We start from the raw sequence: 16666 nt of genomic DNA, 5'->3' as shown, positions 1-16666 counted from the left end.
CATGACCATAGAGAAAAGAAAGTCTATACATATGAATATCGGAATAAATGCTCGAGTTTTTTGCGTCGATACTCCTGACGGTTCGGCACAAGTGGGAATACGACATACCGAGAATCTGCTTAAAAATTCGAACTACTCCTGCACATTATATGGCCACTCCGACAGCCAGCGGCAGTTCAACAATGCTCCCCCTATTCGGAATATCTTCTTCCAGGAAAATTCACAACCATATGGAGTGATGTGGGAGCGAACTGTTCTACCCATTTTAACTTCTAGAGACAATCTCGATATCCTTTTTTGTCCAAACGCTAACGCACCCCCAATCAAGGGCGGCAACCATCGAACAGTCATGATGATTCACCATGTTGGAGCAGAAGAAGGCCATAGTCCAATCCAACGGTTCTATAGGAAGCTTATGATACCCCTAGGAGCACGCAGTGCAGATGCGGTAGTGACTGTTTCAGAGTTTTCAAAGAGAAAGATTCTTGAACATCTTTCTATCGATGAGTCCAAAGTACATGTGATTTATAACGGTGTCGACCAGTTGTTCTTTGAAGAAAATGCGGGCGTTTCTATTGATCTTCCTGATGAATATATTCTTTTTGTAGGTTCTGCAGACCGACGGAAAAATTTGGGACGGCTCCTTGAAGCATACAATGAATTTGATAACGATATTGAATTTGTCGTAGTTGGACCGCAAAATAGTATAGCGTATGGTCAGGAAAATTTTAACCGAGATGATGTCCTCAACCTTGGGTATGTTACGAGAAAGGAGCTGCGATATATTTACGAACAAGCAACACTTTTCGCATACCCCTCATTATATGAGGGATTTGGATTACCACCGCTTGAGGCTGCGGCTTGTGGAACACCCGTATTGACTTCTAATGTTTCAGCTATTCCGGAGGTTATGGGCGATGCTGCAGAATTTGTTGACCCTTATTCAGTGGAATCAATACATGATGGCTTGAAAATTATAGACGACCAGGACCGACTTGAAGAGCTTTCTTCAAAAGGAAAGAAAAGAGCCCAACAGTTCACATGGGGAGAAGCCACTAACAGACTACTAAACGTATTTGAAGAAGTAATCTAATTGGAAAGAAACTTATGAATAGGCTTGGGGATCAATTTATGATTTTTCCCTAGAGTAAACGAGATAAAATAAGTGAAGTTATATAAAATAGTATATGGTATCCATTGAAGTTGATCTTTTTTATATAGATAGTGGAACTCCGAAAAAACATACTTGACACCTTCGTTTAAAAAATCATCCGATCCATCAGTTGCAATATTTTCGAAAGCCATTCCATCCTTGTACCGCCTAAAGAATAAGGATTGTAGAGAGTAGTCATGAGAATGGTGTACTTTTGCCTTAGGACAATATTGTAGGGAGTAGCCAGCATTCGCGATCCTGAATGCCAAATCTTTGTCCTCTGACATTTCTATAGACTCTCGAAATTTAAACTCTTCCCAAATAGATCTCGATATTGCTGAGGAAACATCTGATAGAAATATATTATCGAGGTAAAACCTTTTCTTGTCGTATGTGTCTTGCTTGCTAAGAACGACCTTACTGTTAGGATAGAAATATTCATAAAAGAACTTATCAGGAGGCTTGGCCTCAGTATGAGCTATTTGATTTCCGTAAGTAGCATCAGCAGTACCTGTTACAATTGGGCTAATCAAATTGGATAACCAAGAAGTTGATGCAGGCAATGCATCTTGAACTGTAAAGACAATAATTTCGCCAGAAGCAGCATCAGCTCCTAAATTCCGGGTTTTTCCATGATGGAACTCGCTAGGGTGGATTTGAATGACTATATCAGCAATTTCCTCCGCAACTTTTAAAGTATTATCAGTAGACCCAGAGTCTACTACAATTATTTCGACTTTTGGTACATCCTGTGACCTTATTAGTTTAAGTACCTGTTCAAAATTCTCCCCAGCATCTTTAGTTGGTATGATAACGCTAATACAATCCATATGATGTTTGGAATCCTTGTTTGTAAAAATCTGTTGGATTTATTCCGCTTATTGAATTTCGGTGAGCAAAAGTTAATGAGTCAAATTTTATAGCTATATGTTGTCACTCTGCAATCGTACTCATGAAGAATGACGAGAATACCGTCTGTACCCCTAGGACGATTGCGGTAAATGCGACGATATCTTCCATCAAAAGCGGCAATACGGTGAAACCGCTGGTTACCCATCGGATGAGTAAATAGCCAGCATATACAGCACCCCCAGTAAATAATACCAATCCCAGTGTCGCTGTATGTTCAAGCTGTAGCCGCTTCAATAACCATCCCATCACAGGCTGTCGAGATTTCTTGATTGGATTCCCAGCTACTGTCGCAAACACCCCGAGACTGCCAATTTGATAGCCGCTAATAGCAAGCAGACTTCCAGCTATCATCGAGTGAATGCCCACATTCACTCCACCAATTGGAATGCTGAAATATGCGAGTGACATGATTAGCACTCCAATCCCAGTCAAAATCATTGCTGGAATTGAGAACAGATAGCCAGGCGCGTTCACGAGCATGAACTTCACGTGGCGCCAGCCATCCTCAAAGCTGTCGAGAGTCGCATCACCCTCTCGCTCGTGGTACGTAATTGGGACTTCCTTGATCGTCATATCGCGTGCCCCAGCCTCCATTATCATCTCGCTCGCAAACTCCATCCCATCCGTTTTCAACTCCAAGTTCTCAAGCGCTTCTCGCTTGATAATCCGGAAGCCACTATGTGCGTCGGAGACACCAGCTCCATAAAAGGTGTTCAAGAACTTCGTCAGTAATGGGTTTCCAATATATTGGTGTAGTGGAGGCATTGCTCCTGATTTGATTTCACCTCCAAGACGACTTCCCATCACCATGTCCGCATCGTTGTTAGTGACTTCATCGAGAAGCCGGGGGATATCCTCAAAATCATACGTCGTATCAGCGTCGCCGATGACGATGTACTCGCCTCGAGCTCGCTCAAACGCATATCTATATGCGTATCCATACCCAGGTTCGTCTGGCTCGACGACGATCGCTCCCATTTCTCGTGCAATCTCAGGGGTTCGATCCGTCGAACTATCGCTAATGATGATCTCGGTCGTAACTCCGATTCTATCAATACCCCGTTTGACCATCTCGATACATTCAGCAATTCCCTCCTCTTCATTGAGCGTAGGCATAATCACACTCAATGTTGGAGTAACAACGCTATCCGAACTGAGTATGAGGTTATCTGCAGATTTTGGTACCTGCGTACCATCCTGTGTGGAGGATTGACGAGTCGTTCTGCCAGTGGCTTTCTCTTGTGACATTAATTATATGAATGTAGCTAGTCGGAGGTGGTTTCTTTCTTGGTTACTAGTTTTGTTCGATCTGGTGAGGATCGTGTCTCAACAGGCGCTCTTCCGCACTTCACACAGGCATACGCATCTTCAACCGTTCGTATGACCGGTGCATTACATGAGATACATTTGATCGATGCTGCTCGAACTGATTTTGGGAACCTTGTCATAATTTTCACAACTTCCAATTTTTTCTATAGTATTATCTATTGATTGTAGTACTTCAAGCTTATGTTTGAGATATTCCAGTATCAACTACTATTATGTTATCGTATATACTTTCCGGTTCGTTGGATGACGGAAGGTAGTATGCTAGTTAAATGTGCCCTTTAGTCCGGTACACTAATTAACCGGATGAGGAGGTTCAGATACCAGTATAAATAGCGATTGAACGCTATGTGCTCCACTCCATAATCTGAATCCAACGCGCGCCGGTAAATACGACCGAATTATCAACAATTATTCTGTTGGTTAGTCACGGAACTCGAAATAAGGAGTGAGTCATCCCCACTTGCTGAATAAATAACGTTCCGCTTTCTAAGCATCGTCTGGTATCGAGTCGACTTGACTTGCTCTGGTGACGCAGGGAACAGTTGTGCCCCAACCGTCGTCCATGACTGCTGAGAAACAACTGGACATGCTGGCGGATCACCGCCACGAAGCCATTGATACAGTACAGTATCAGTCGAGTTCGTCTGGAGTGGATAGTAATAAGATGCAAGTCGTGTGATATGTCCATCACTTACCCAGGTGTTAGGGATATGAGTCACAGCAAATGTGGTCGCCTCGAATTCATTTGGTGCAATTACTGCCTTTGCTGGAGTCGCTCGAAGTCCAGCAAAGGCAACAGGTGCACTTACAACTGCAAATATGAGAAGTAAGGGAACGAAACTCGTCCGAACGATATTCCAATATTTCCTACGTGAACGACCACGAAGACCAATATCCACTACCGCGAGTGCGGCCAACACAGCTGCTGCCAGATGAATAAAAATTTGACTACGAACAGCGATACCTTGGTACTTAAAGGTGAGATCCCCAGTTAGCGCAAAGCCAATCAGTGCGAGGGGCCCTAACAGAATCGCGAGTACAATCGCACCGTCTTTTGTCATCGTAATATATGGAAGTCCACGAGTTGCGAGGAAACCGCCAACGACGATTGGAAGAGTAAACAGTAGTGCTGAAGGTTGAAGCGCCGCTGTTCCTGGGAAAACAGGAACAAAGAAATTGGCAACTAATATACCGACACCACCGAGAAGCGCGAATGTTGGCACCCCGCGTTGTGCACGAGTACTCGTCGACGGGAGCCAGATCGCTACCACAATCAACACAAGAAGCCAGGCAAGAAAGAGACCTGGCAAGGATGCGACTCGCGAAAACTCACTCATCCCCATTATTGAGTAATATCCACTAAGATAAAGCCAAAATCCAGCAACAGCGAAGCCACCAGCAAGTACTACCCGCTTCGTTGTTTGACCTAGAGATAGAGCAAGCAAAGCAGTGATCACAAGTGCACCAATCATCGTACTAAGGTTATGTGTAAGCGGGAACAAGCTGATGATAAGTATCGTCAACACCACCCATGAAGGTCGACCAGTCTGTACCATTTGATAGAAGACGATAGCCAATACAGCGACAAAGACAAGACCAGCACCCTCACTCGTCACTGCCGCCGACCGCCCTAGGTAAATGCCCTCTGTTGCAAGCACCAGACCGGCAAGTGCAGCTGCAACACGGACGACATTTGGCCGCCATCGTAACTGCCGACCGAGACGACGGGTGAGCCAAACTGCAATCAAACTTGGAACACTGCCAATAACCGCAATCATTGGTTGGGCGATTCGGAGTGGAGAAATCCCTGTTAGCTGGCTACATATCGTAAGCAGTACGGTGAATACGTACTTATCCGGATGAAAATAACCATGCGAAAACGGCAGGTGGCCATGCGACAGGGTGTATCGAGCGGGCGCAGCGAATTGGAGCCCGTCAAGATTGAACGGAAGATAACTCCAGTAAAGTGGAATCGTTCTCATTGCAACTCCCACCATGAAAACAGTCACACCGATGAGAAGGTATGAACGACGGTTATTCATTCCACATACCTCGAGAATTGGTTGCCGAGTTGTTCGTTTGCTCGGCGGCTCTAACTAGCGCGACTGGTTGCTGTCGTAACAGACTAAGAGCAACGAGGAGAGCACTAAGGAGGATAATCATGAGCTCACCGCAGATTACAACACCAATCACTGTTAACGTTACCATTGGCGTAATTTGAATTCCGAATATCGTTAAGAAACCACTCTTTGCAAGTACAGTCGTCGTAAGAAGGGCACCACCAAGTGCAAGTCCAGTCGCGACAACACCGATCTTGAGCGCATCAGTGAGGATGAGGAGAGTGACCTGCCTTGGAAGTGCGCCAGTGGCTCGATGAACACCAATGGCTTGCCGACGGGCATGAATTGCTTGTGCGAACATGGCAGTGGTACTGCCAATGGTCATACTACCAGCTAAGACACCGAGAATTCCAACGAGGAACGTCAGATTCCCGAATGCAGTTTCAAGAATCCGGCCGATTCCACTACTGCCAGCATATCCGCCTTGGTTTGCGTAGGCTGTTACGATCCGTTCATCACCGGTGACAGTGTAGGTAGCCGTGTCGAGCGTTTGCCCAGCAGTAGTTAGACGAGCAGTATATGACCCTGGTGCAGCACGCGTCAGTTGGATTTGCTTTGTCGTGGTCTCACCTGGAGCGAGTGTAACGCGTTGAGTATACTGTTTTCCGGCCGCTGTCAAATCAATCTGCGCTGAGATCTCCGTCTGCCAGGGATTGTACATGGAGATCTGCGCGGTGGGTCGTACTAGGAGTGACGGTTGGTTAGGACGGATCTGTACTTGGGCAGTCGGAGTTCGTGTCGCTGTTCTCGAGACATTGATCGTTCTTGACACAGACTGATTTTTATGGGTTACCGTTAGCGAGTATGTTCCAGGTGCTTCAAGTGAAAGCCGAGCAGTGCCATTGTGCCCCGTCGTGACTGTTCGGTTCTGAATACGGAGAGTTGCATTGGCCACCGGATGTCCTGTCACCGTCGTCACTTGCACCTGTGGACTACTCGAAGGAGGTGCCGATGCGGGGAGGCCATGGAGTTGAAGTGCATTCTGTGGTACAACTCTCACTGTCGCAGTTTTGTTGCCAACGGTAACTTCCTGCGTCCCAACGTCCGCTAGCGAAACATTAAGCGTGATAGTTCGCTGTGCATGTGGTTGAAGTTGGACGGTTCTTTCCCGCACCTGCTGTCCAACGTGGACACGGATCGTTCGAGTAGTCGCCTTTGTACCGAAATTCTGGGTGCGAATTCGTACAGGCAGCGACTCAGTGACCGTGACTGTCTCCGGCACGGTGACGTCGAGAATTGTAACTTTAGATTGTGTCTTTGGTGTCGAATTGAGTTGCTCTGACGTTCGAATAAAGTGTACCATCCCTGGTTGAGCACGTGAGAGATGCTGGCCAGTCCGAAGTGACACGAGTAGCTGATCGTCATAAATGCCAGAGGCAGTATACATCCCCACAACCTTGACGCGCGTAAATGATGTCGCTGTACTCCCGCCAAGGGTAATCGACTCACCAACCTCGATATCCCGAGTCTGAGCGAGATCGGCACCAATCACTGCCTCGTTCTGTGCACGCGGTGCTCGTCCATGTGTAAGCGTTGCTCCTGAAAGAGCAGCAAAAGAGTCGAATTCAACACCTCGAACAACGAGCGACTGGCCATTGTGAACAGTAAATACGAGGAGTTCGGGACTTGCAGTCGTTCCTTGGTTCTGCAACACGCTTGCATAGTTACTCGGAACTTTACTAGCAATGGGATGGACTGCACCAGGCTCTGTAATCGTCGTCCCACTGGTGCTCATAAGTGGTGCAAGAACACCGGCCACAGATGCCCCCACGAGAACAACTGTTGCGAAGACAGCGAGTGTCGCAGTACTTGGGATGAGTGCCCGCCAGTCGAGCAGTGTCAAAGAGATAAAGTCTGGAATCCAGCTCGATGACCGTGCCGATGTCGATGGGGTACGAGTAGTCTCTTGACGGAGTGTTGCTGGTGGTCTTCGGCTTGCTGACCACGCTGCACCAACACCAGCAATGATCCCCGTAAGTGCAAGCCCGCCATAGCCGAGTAGTAAGAGTTGGGCTACCTGCGGGGTTACTCGAACGGAAAGCGATGTTGGGAGCCCAGACGCAACTGCGATATTGACCGCGGCACGTGTCGCGATTACACCAATGGCGTATCCAATTCCTATTCCCATGGCAGTGAGCAGTCCGGCACGTACTCCGAACAACCGCCACACGATACTTGGTGGACTACCAGTTGCACGGATAAGTTGAATTGCTTGGATGCGCTCGCGGACGCTCATTCGCGTGACGCTATAGACAACAACGCCAACAAGCACTGCGCCACCGAGGGCAAGCAGCGCTACGACGGAGAGGAGTTGCTGTGTTCCGGCCACGAAAAACGCAAGGGCAGCGCGTAGTGGGACACCAGTTGCCGGAACAGGCGTCGAATTGTAAGAGGCAGGCTGAACGACAAACGCACCAGTCGATCCAAGTCGGTTGACTGTTGCTGGCGTTGCACGATACCAGGATGGTGGAAGACTCGATTGCGAGTCCGTGTCCGTTTCTACGGTCACTGGGACTGTGAGTGATTGATTCGTCCCGACGAGGCGTTGTGTATCACTCGGTAATCCTGAGCTGCGGCTCGTACTAACACCTGCCGCTGGTGGGGATGGAACGGTAATTCCCGTTCGCCTACTGAACGTCTGTGCTTTGTCAGGGGGAATACCGACAACATATTGATGTGAGCCGTTTGGCTGGCTAACTGTTGCTACTGGGAGGACAAGTGCGTTTGTAGATGCGTGCGCAGTGGCTGTCTCGACTGAATCATAGTATGTAGCAGTTCCATCTGTGTCATACTCTTCTGCGATGGTCGTCGTCTGTGTGCCAGCGGCTGTAAGGACAAGTGTTGTCCCCGTCAGAAATGCAACGGTGACCGTGATAACAAGGATAGCAAGCTTATCGCGATGTGACCACCGTGTAAGAACCGAACGACGATATCCCACGGTCTACCTCATACCTTGCGTTGCTCGTGAGCAGCTTGCGTTTGGAGTCTTCAAATCTGCAGGGCATCTCAAAGGGAAGAGGAGGAACTTTGACTCAACATCGCGAATCATTCAATTCCGTATGAGCGCTACCACAATAAAAAGTCCCCGATAGGTTTAGGAGACGACTTAACGTATAGTTCTTTACTTAGTGTCTTAACAGAAAAGTAATGATTGATATTTTTCATTGATCTTGAATACCGTGGGGTTGTGATAAGCAAATAGCTACGACTGATTTCATTTGGAACAGTACTAACATATATGGTGAAAATGAAGAATAAATGAATTATATTAAAGTCCTCCTTACACAGTGGTCACGACGAGATCGACTGACAGTCCTTATTATCGCGATTACAGTCGCCTTTCTCGTGGGCACGACGCTGTTGTTATCCGCAGCAAGTACGCAGTCAGCAGCAATTGCGGGAACTGATCGGAGTTCAATGGTCGTCCACCACTACGACTCATATGCGGCTGCTCGCCAGAACGCAGCACAATCAGATTTCGTCTTTCCAATCACTACTATCACGCAGAACGGTACAACGCACCACGTTGTTGGTGTCCCACCAAGTGCACCGTCTGAATTGACGCGTCTTTCTGTTTCATGGCGGAATGCAACGATCCCGACACCGCCATCAACTGGTTTCCGTGGCACCGTCTCGACAGCCACCGAACAGCAATTCCAAACCAGTACAGGAAAGCAGGTATCTGTCCGGGTCGCCCCATACAAGACGGATGATTCGATTTTCCCGCACTCGTGGTATGTTGGAACGCCAGCCACCGTGCGTTCGTTAGGGGATACTAATGCACTCCTCATTCAGACAAATACGGCAAACAACGGGGGGCAATTGTCCCAACATGGGACTATCAGTCCTTCATTATTCGCATACTTTGTGAGTGGGATGCAAGGCGTGCTCCATGCCCTGTTCGCAGCAACGATTGCTGCAAGTGTTCTCATCCTTGTCGTTCTGTACAATATTACGAGGATGAGTGTTCGCGATCGGCTCAGATCGATTATCGTCATTCGATCTACTGGCGGAACGGCACGCCGTCTTATCGGCATTTTTGCGCTTCGAGCTGGTTTGCTCGCGTTAGTTGGGTCTGTACTAGGGTACGCGATCGGCGTAATCGCAATCCGAGCGGTCGTAAATATCGCGATTGCCGCGGGGATGGCTATCTCATTGGATCCAACTGTCACCCCAGCAGTTGCTCGTATTCTATTCCCACTGTTGTTCGGTGTGGTTGGCATTGGTGTACTTGCAGGTGTTCTCGCGACGTGGTCGACGGTGACGACGCCGCCCTCGCAGTTAGCCCAAAAACCTGGATCTAGAGAAACTACTCACGCAAACAATGGACGAATGCCATCACTCGGATTCCGCATCCACCCTCGACTACTCTCATGGCGAGCTGTGATTCCGACCACAACCACATTGACTGTCTTTGCCCTTCTCGTCATCCTTTCAGGATCGCTTGCAGGTGTGCTCGCTCCATTAGCAACAACCTCAACAGGAACCGTCACAGAACCGGGCGCATCATATCCAATGGAAAGTCGAATCGAGAGTCAGTATGCAACGGCGCTGCGAGATCATGGGCTTGAGGCAAGTCCAGAGATCATTATCGCACAGGTCTCTGATGGAGATCCATATTTAGCGAGAGGAGCAAACTATACTGCGTTTGCTGCAGTTTCCGATGCAAACCTAGTCAAAGGGCATCCACCACAGTCTTCAGCACAGGCGGTTATTGGACAAGATCTCGCACAAACCTTGGGCGTTTCAACTGGTGATTCACTTCTTGTGGGCGGCAGTACATCGCCAGCCGTGACACAAGTGACGGTCGTTGGTGTCTATCGAGCGCCTGGGATGCTTGATGATCAACTCATTATCCCTCTTTCGACTGCACACACGCTCTCAACGAAACCAGGGATCGTTCATTTTATCCGAACGTCAGGTGGCACACCAAACAAACTCCTCGATACCCAATCCACTGACTCTCAGTCTGACAAGATAGTCGTGAGTAGCGTTACTGCCCCAAATGTAACGGTTGTTGACCAGCCAACAAATGTCTCTTTTACGGTCCAAAATGTCGGGTCATCAAAGCGCACTCACAACGTGACGGCGTCACTTGGCGATGCCAGACAGCACCAGACAGTAACTCTCCAACCAGGAGAAGAAACGACAATTCGGATGGATTTGAGTGTCTCACAAGCAGGCAACTACACGCTGAACGTGGGACGCCACTCACAGCCAGTGCAGGTCTATCAGCGCCCGCCAATTGTTCTACCGATTACTCCACAACAAGCACCACCAGGAGCGCAGATTGCCGTCTCAGTTCAAACTATCACCGAAAAAAATGTCTCAGGTGCAACGGTTACAATCGGGAGTACAACTGCAGTAACCAATGACCAAGGACTAGCACTCATTCAACTTCCACAAACACCTGGCACGTATGAGTTAACGGCGCGTAAAGGTGAGCGGACAAAAACGACCCAGATACGAATCTCACCAGACGCATCACGACGATTGTTTGCCGACGTCGATGTCACACCGAATACGGGAAGTGTTTATACGAAACCAAAAGCCGATATTCGAATCGCAAATCCGTGGGGGCAACCGCTCGCACGAAATCTATCATTAGTTACGCCAGTGCAGACACGGAATCGCTCAGTAACAATTCCGGCGTACAATATGAGTACCATGCCGATTACACTCGGTACGTCCGATTCGAATAGCAAAATCGCACCCGGAGAATATACTATCAAGGTTGTTTCTGATGGGAACACGATTGCTAGCGATACGTATACTGTCGTCGGTGATGAGCGGGTTCGCTCAACCCTTGCTCAAAACGCACAATTTTCGAGCGGGAGTGGCCTCGGACAAGCCGTAGAACTCATCTTTGGGAATTTCAGGTTGCTCTTAGTAGGAATGGTGGCACTTGCCGGACTGACTACGATCGGGAGTACGACGGCAACCTTCGCACAGGTAGTCCATGCTCGTCGACGAGCGATCGGCATTCACCGTGCTACAGGTGCCTCTCAATGGCAACTTCTCAAAATTCTACTTGGTGATGTTGTTCGCCTCTCGATACCTGCCTCGATCATGGCTATCCTCTGTGCTTTCGGAATCGTCTATGCCATGTCTTTCACGGATATGCTAACGATCTTTGGTATTCAGTTGTCGGTGACGACTGATCCGTTTATACTCATTGCTACCGGCGTTGGCGCATTCCTCTTATCTTGTCTCAGTGTCTCACTTGCAGTTCTACCATTCCTCATGGCAGAACCCACGACACTACAATCAAATTCAAGTAACACTTCGACACCTCAAGAACGCTAGTTCTGTAGTGGTTGAGCTATTTACCCACTCTATTTTGTGTCCTTCTCCATCTTTCGCGGCGAAGGATATTACTTAATCGAGATGTACTGAGCAAGAATTTGACAGTAGATTTGGATAAGTATTAAATACCTGCCTAAATTAAGATGGTTTGAGGTCACAAAGGAATTTAAAATTCCATACAATGAGAATGAATAAGAACAAGATCGTGAGTATCTTCCTCGTAGGGATACTCCTCGTGTCCGCATTTGGGGTTGTACAGGCAGACGGAGCAAAAGATAAAGATAAAGGTAAAGATAAGGAGAAAAAACACCCACAAAAGGTCGTTTTCAAAGTCGAGCAACTGACGATCCATAACTGGTCGATTGTTGTGGGCCCTGATGAGAAACCAGACCGAACCGTATTCGTTGGTCCTGTGTCGATCAAGGACAAGACGTACCGTGTGAATGCGAAGAAGCTGGCGAAGGCAGACAGTTTGTCTGAGGTCGCATCAGTCCCTGCAAAACAGAAAGCAGTGGCGAAGGCGAAAAAATCTGTCAAGCGGAAAAAGGGAGAAACTGTCCGTATCTGCTTCAAAAATATTCGGATTCAAAACGTCAAAGTAATTGCGCAGTTGCCAAACAAGATGCCCGACGACGTCTCTCGAGAGGAATTGATTTCTTCGGCTGAATGGCAGTCGCTAACGTCGGAGGATTCGCAACTCCCTTCGTTCCACATTACGATTGAACGATTGAGTATCGAGAAATGGTCGTTTGTTGTTGGCCCTGATGAGACTCCAGATGAGACAATCACACTTGGAGATGTGACCCTCAAAGACCGCACCTTCTCCGTTGGTTCTTCCACAAAGGAAGATAAGCAGTCGATGGCTGCGGTGAAATCTGTGCGGGATCAAGTGAAAGAAAAGATGGCGAAAAAAGGTGTCAAGAAAGGCAAGACCTATCGCGTCATCATCCAGAATATCGAAATCCGCAACGTGAAACTCGTTTTCGGTGACTCAGGAGAAGGCGAAGATCCTGGCGAAACAACGACGACGACGACCACAACTACGACCGCTGAAGAGGACACGACCACTACTGATTCGTCGGACGGTGGGTCGGGTGGAGACGAAACGACAACTGAAAGCAATGGTCAACCTGGATTTGGCGTTGCTACTGCCGTTGTTGCCCTCCTTGGAGCAGCACTCCTCGCCAGGCGCAGACCGTAAAAAGTAATCCTTCCACGTTTTCTTGATGTGAGATTTTTCGTTGGCCAGCAAGTTGCCGAGAGGTGAGAAGCGTCATAGGTACACCGTTCAAGGGGTTTCGTTGGCCATTATTCGTCTACCTTTTACACGGACATGCGGAGAGATCCTTCCGTGAATAGTATAGAATTGCGGCAGACTTTCATTCGAATGTATAATATATTGTTATGTGATAATAGTCGATCACCTTTCTAACTATCTGGCGCACTAATTGTCAAAATCACACAAGTGGGTGAAGTGGGGGAGCGCCGTTGAGATGACCATACTGTTTCAGACGTCGCCCCAAGTGATTCATTCGGCCACCTCAACTTGAGTTTTACTAGTGTTTCTACATAGCGAAATATATGCCACAGAGGGGCACTCGTTCCCATTTCACGGCTACTCATAAGGTCGGAAGGAGAAGAGAATGTGCCAACCCAACCATGTGGCGATACCGTCGCATGCTTCCAGCGCTTGTATCAAAGCCACCAATGAAATGCCGAGACTATTTTTCTGAAAGAGATACGTCACTCATACAACCACACGAAGAGGGAAGATATCTGTTATTCAGCGCTGGTATCCAACCGTTCTACCTCGTCACAGATCGCCTCAAACTCCTCTTCCATCGACTCAGCAATGGCTTCGAGAAGTTCGGTGGCATTCTCGCTGAGATTGTGTGTCCGTCTATGAGCAACCATGCTGACGAGGTTGCCAGTATCAAGTGTTCTGAACTCGAGTGTGTTATTGTCGTCCGTCTCTTTTTGTTCCATTGATGTTTACATTTGAATCGAATGAATCAAGTGTTATTTACTTTTCGCTACTTTCGTTCGGGACGCCATCGCAAGACAGACGATGACGGCGCTGTATCCCCTCCCTACTCGCTCCCTTCGGTCGCTCGTTGAGGAAGGGGCCTTAGCGACTCAATTCAGGTAGTGGTCTGACTAGGTATCACGGTACTCATGATCGTCTGCCGTCCTTCACCATTGACGTACTATCCGTTCTCGACGGCGATAGACCACTTTCGTTGGTTGTTCGTTTTACGATTGGTAGTCATCTCCGCAGCGGAAAGCTAGTCTATGACGGGGGCATAGGAGTTATGGGTACTTTCCTTGAATGGGAACTTTCTTCTATAGTAGCGACAGAGATATATTACTGACTAGCGTAATAATGTATGCCAAACACAAGTCATAGTGAAGCCACCTCATGTGTTTGGCGGGCGTGGGGATGTACCATTCACCCGGTGAATCGCTTTCTTCCATAGTCCTCACGTTCTAGACAATGTCGAGGCTGTTAGCATGTTGTCCTAACCATGGCCACTTACGTGTACTACTATTACAGTTGTAAATAATTCCCATCAACTTTATTTATTCAATTGCTACCAAAATTACTTTATCACCTTGCACAATGCTAGCTAGTGTCGGGCATTCGTGACGGTTGTTGGATAAGCATGCCCGACAAACGTGGGCAGCGCGATCACAACTTCACCACCGCTCACCCACGTTTCGATACGACACTGAAGCGATGATCGAGTTCGCTACCTTGCTTCAATCAATAGATTTTTGGTTAGTTAATCAATCATTTGAGTGGGGGACAACCGCGAGGAGACCATTCGCGTGCCAAGTCCCCCATCTCACCGCCCACAGACAGCCCAATTACTAAGGGGAGAGCTAGTGTATTTCTTGTGTCGAGTGGATCATAGTGAGTTCACGATTGAAACCCGCTGTCTTCCACCCGACGAACGTGGAACTCGCGGTGACTAGCACCTACCTCTATCACTCCACGTTCAATACGGTGACATGCTTGTTAAACTAACACACCGTGGTTCCGATGTAAGACGGAAATAAACGTCTCTATTCCGCGAATATCACAAGATAAGCGTGTCGTCGTCTATTCCTATTAAATACATGGGATACGATAAGCAATGTATTATTAGTGAGTATAAATAATTGAGAAAATTCGGTTGGCACGAAATCATATCACTTCTATCCATGGACTTTATCATTTAACCCGTATTTATCGCCGGGGCACGTCATCTCTCTGAGGGCAGGAGATCGTGCCAATCAGTGTGCCCCCTCTTTCGAGATAGTGGTAAGAACGGAAGTAAGATACAAGTCTGTGATTAGTATCCTATTTGTGTTGAGTGACTCATAGCAAGTTCATTGTTGAAACTTACTGTCTTCTACTCGACGGATGTGGGCAGCGTTGCAAAACGAGAAACAACCAAACTCACTGCTTATTTCCACGTTCTATACATGCCTGTTAGAGAAGCGTGTTCCTATTCAATACAGATCAGATATTATTTACCAACGTATGTAGCCAGAGGAACTATAGTGGGATAGTTCATCATAGTATTCGGTAGGACGGCAAAGCAGAGAAAACGCGCAAATCTGGTCACGCGACTGCTCCCCTTGCCACCTACCCACCTACTAAGTCCCATCGTCACGTCACGGTGGAAAAGAGAAAACATGTGTCTTCGGGCCGTGAGGCACATATCTCCGACCAACCACCGTTGCTCATTAGGGGTGGAGCGTGATTCGACTGAGGTTGAGTAAGACGGTTTTGTAGATTATTCTAATGATACTACTGAATAAAAGTCAGTTTTTTCTACAGAGTTGGTACAAGGACCATAGTTGTCAGAGATACTTGACGGTTACTCCGACATCACAATATCGTGTATGAATCGGTGATATTCCTCAACCGCCCACTCCCCTCGTCCGACCGTTGCATACGCATTCCGTCGCTTATCGCTTGCTTTCGTCTGCTTCGAGATCAATCCTTTCTCAACGAGTCGGTCAAGGCCTGGATATAATCGACCATGATTGATCGGCTCTGGATAGAGCTCTTCAAGGGCTTCTTGGAGATCAACACCTTCGGTTGGTCCTAACCGATAGATGAGACATAAGAGGTGTGTCTGAAACGCAGTGAGGTCTGTTGGGAGATTGTATGTCGAGAAATCAATAGATGGCTCATTCTCATTGCTATCAGAAGATGCGTCATCTCGGTCAAAATCCGAATTAGTCATACTGGAGTGACTGATCTTTGTTACTTAAATCCTGCTATAATCACATCAAAGAATTAGCGCTAACTTGACGGAAGAATTTAGGGTGAATACTCACCTTTGCTGAAAGAAAATAGTATCAACCACCGAACCTTTCTGAAATTACTCTCGAAATAAACTTGTAGCGTCTCACTACGCCACATAAATTCAGAATATTATTCATAAAGGCTAAGATTTTTATCTCGGGGAAAAGAATGAAATTGTGTATGCGCCTTCCATTCCATTGCCGAGTTAGGTATCTGGTCACTGCCTTGCTCGCGATCAGTATCAGTACTGGTATCGCTGCTGCACAACAAAGCGAGATCAACAACTCGCTCAGTGAAATCGAACAATTCGTCGCAACCACGTTAGGCCAAATCGGAGTCATCGTCTTCCTCGTTGGCGCAGCGCTGTGGTTCGTCTCCGGGCGGAACGCAAGTCGCACACAGTGGGGATGGCGTGCCCTCTGGGGCGGCGCTGGCATGATCGTCCTCTCGGTCAGCTATAATGTGTTCGTCACACTCTTTGAAAACCTTGCTCCGGGGATGATCGTCCCACCGTTCTTCTAACGACGGTGCGCCAGTTTCACCTCC

At 47.7% G+C, this 16666-nt stretch carries 10 protein-coding genes and 1 pseudogene; 4 read left to right on the top strand and 7 right to left on the bottom strand.

Annotation, left to right across the window (positions count from 1 at the left end; genetic code table 11):
- The first annotated feature begins 1 nt into the window (after position 1).
- Positions 2-1093 (top strand): glycosyltransferase family 4 protein, encoded by a 1092-nt coding sequence (locus LIX00_RS24535; RefSeq protein WP_227357570.1) that lies wholly within the window; start codon positions 2-4, stop codon positions 1091-1093.
- On the opposite strand, the gene LIX00_RS24530 is transcribed toward LIX00_RS24535, so the two are convergent.
- From LIX00_RS24530 to LIX00_RS26220, 5 genes and pseudogenes are all read right to left on the bottom strand, one after another.
- On the bottom strand, positions 1090-1983 hold the full coding sequence (locus LIX00_RS24530; RefSeq protein ID WP_227357569.1) for a glycosyltransferase family 2 protein: 894 nt from the start codon (positions 1981-1983) through the stop codon (positions 1090-1092). The genes LIX00_RS24535 and LIX00_RS24530 overlap by 4 nt on opposite strands.
- A 103-nt stretch (positions 1984-2086) precedes the next feature.
- A complete protein-coding gene (locus LIX00_RS24525) occupies positions 2087-3313 on the bottom strand; it encodes a glycosyltransferase family 2 protein (RefSeq protein ID WP_227357568.1) in 1227 nt (408 codons plus the stop codon).
- Between the two features lie 482 nt (positions 3314-3795).
- On the bottom strand, positions 3796-5403 hold the full coding sequence (locus LIX00_RS24520; RefSeq protein ID WP_227357567.1) for a sodium/phosphate symporter: 1608 nt from the start codon (positions 5401-5403) through the stop codon (positions 3796-3798).
- Between the two features lie 25 nt (positions 5404-5428).
- The gene (locus tag LIX00_RS24515; protein WP_227357566.1) at positions 5429-6175 is read right to left on the bottom strand and encodes an FtsX-like permease family protein; all 747 of its coding nucleotides are present in this window, start codon (positions 6173-6175) and stop codon (positions 5429-5431) included.
- A gap of 1320 nt (positions 6176-7495) precedes the next feature.
- Positions 7496-7750 (bottom strand): annotated as a pseudogene (locus LIX00_RS26220) (FtsX-like permease family protein); the annotation flags it as partial.
- Positions 7751-8859: 1109 nt separating this feature from the next.
- Here LIX00_RS26220 and LIX00_RS24510 point away from each other — a divergent pair.
- On the top strand, positions 8860-11820 hold the full coding sequence (locus LIX00_RS24510) for an FtsX-like permease family protein (protein ID WP_227357565.1): 2961 nt from the start codon (positions 8860-8862) through the stop codon (positions 11818-11820).
- A 205-nt stretch (positions 11821-12025) separates the two neighbouring features.
- Positions 12026-13021 (top strand): PGF-CTERM sorting domain-containing protein, encoded by a 996-nt coding sequence (locus LIX00_RS24505; protein WP_227357564.1) that lies wholly within the window; start codon positions 12026-12028, stop codon positions 13019-13021.
- A 578-nt stretch (positions 13022-13599) separates the two neighbouring features.
- Here LIX00_RS24505 and LIX00_RS24500 read toward each other — a convergent pair.
- Entirely contained in the window at positions 13600-13806 is a 207-nt protein-coding gene (locus LIX00_RS24500) for a hypothetical protein (RefSeq protein WP_227357563.1), read from the bottom strand.
- Positions 13807-15686: 1880 nt separating this feature from the next.
- On the bottom strand, positions 15687-16058 hold the full coding sequence (locus LIX00_RS24495; RefSeq protein WP_227357562.1) for a helix-turn-helix transcriptional regulator: 372 nt from the start codon (positions 16056-16058) through the stop codon (positions 15687-15689).
- Positions 16059-16300: 242 nt separating this feature from the next.
- On the opposite strand from LIX00_RS24495, the gene LIX00_RS24490 reads away from it, so the two are divergent.
- Complete coding sequence (locus tag LIX00_RS24490) at positions 16301-16642, top strand: hypothetical protein (protein ID WP_227357561.1); 342 nt, start codon at positions 16301-16303, stop codon at positions 16640-16642.
- The last annotated feature ends 24 nt before the right edge of the window (positions 16643-16666 follow it).

Source organism: Haladaptatus salinisoli (genome assembly GCF_020614375.1).
Lineage (GTDB): Archaea > Halobacteriota > Halobacteria > Halobacteriales > Haladaptataceae > Haladaptatus > Haladaptatus salinisoli.
The sequence above is the reverse complement of the archived record's forward strand: the minus strand, read 5'-3'. Positions and strand labels throughout refer to the sequence as shown.

What these genes read in the sequence shown, in the direction of transcription:
- LIX00_RS24535 (WP_227357570.1), top strand. Translation starts at nt 2, where the DNA reads ATGACCATAGAGAAAAGAAAGTCTATACATATGAATATCGGAATAAAT.
- LIX00_RS24530 (WP_227357569.1), bottom strand. Translation starts at nt 1,983, where the DNA reads ATGGATTGTATTAGCGTTATCATACCAACTAAAGATGCTGGGGAGAAT.
- LIX00_RS24525 (WP_227357568.1), bottom strand. Translation starts at nt 3,313, where the DNA reads ATGTCACAAGAGAAAGCCACTGGCAGAACGACTCGTCAATCCTCCACA.
- LIX00_RS24515 (WP_227357566.1), bottom strand. Translation starts at nt 6,175, where the DNA reads ATGTACAATCCCTGGCAGACGGAGATCTCAGCGCAGATTGATTTGACA.
- LIX00_RS24500 (WP_227357563.1), bottom strand. Translation starts at nt 13,806, where the DNA reads ATGGAACAAAAAGAGACGGACGACAATAACACACTCGAGTTCAGAACA.
- LIX00_RS24495 (WP_227357562.1), bottom strand. Translation starts at nt 16,058, where the DNA reads ATGACTAATTCGGATTTTGACCGAGATGACGCATCTTCTGATAGCAAT.
- LIX00_RS24490 (WP_227357561.1), top strand. Translation starts at nt 16,301, where the DNA reads ATGCGCCTTCCATTCCATTGCCGAGTTAGGTATCTGGTCACTGCCTTG.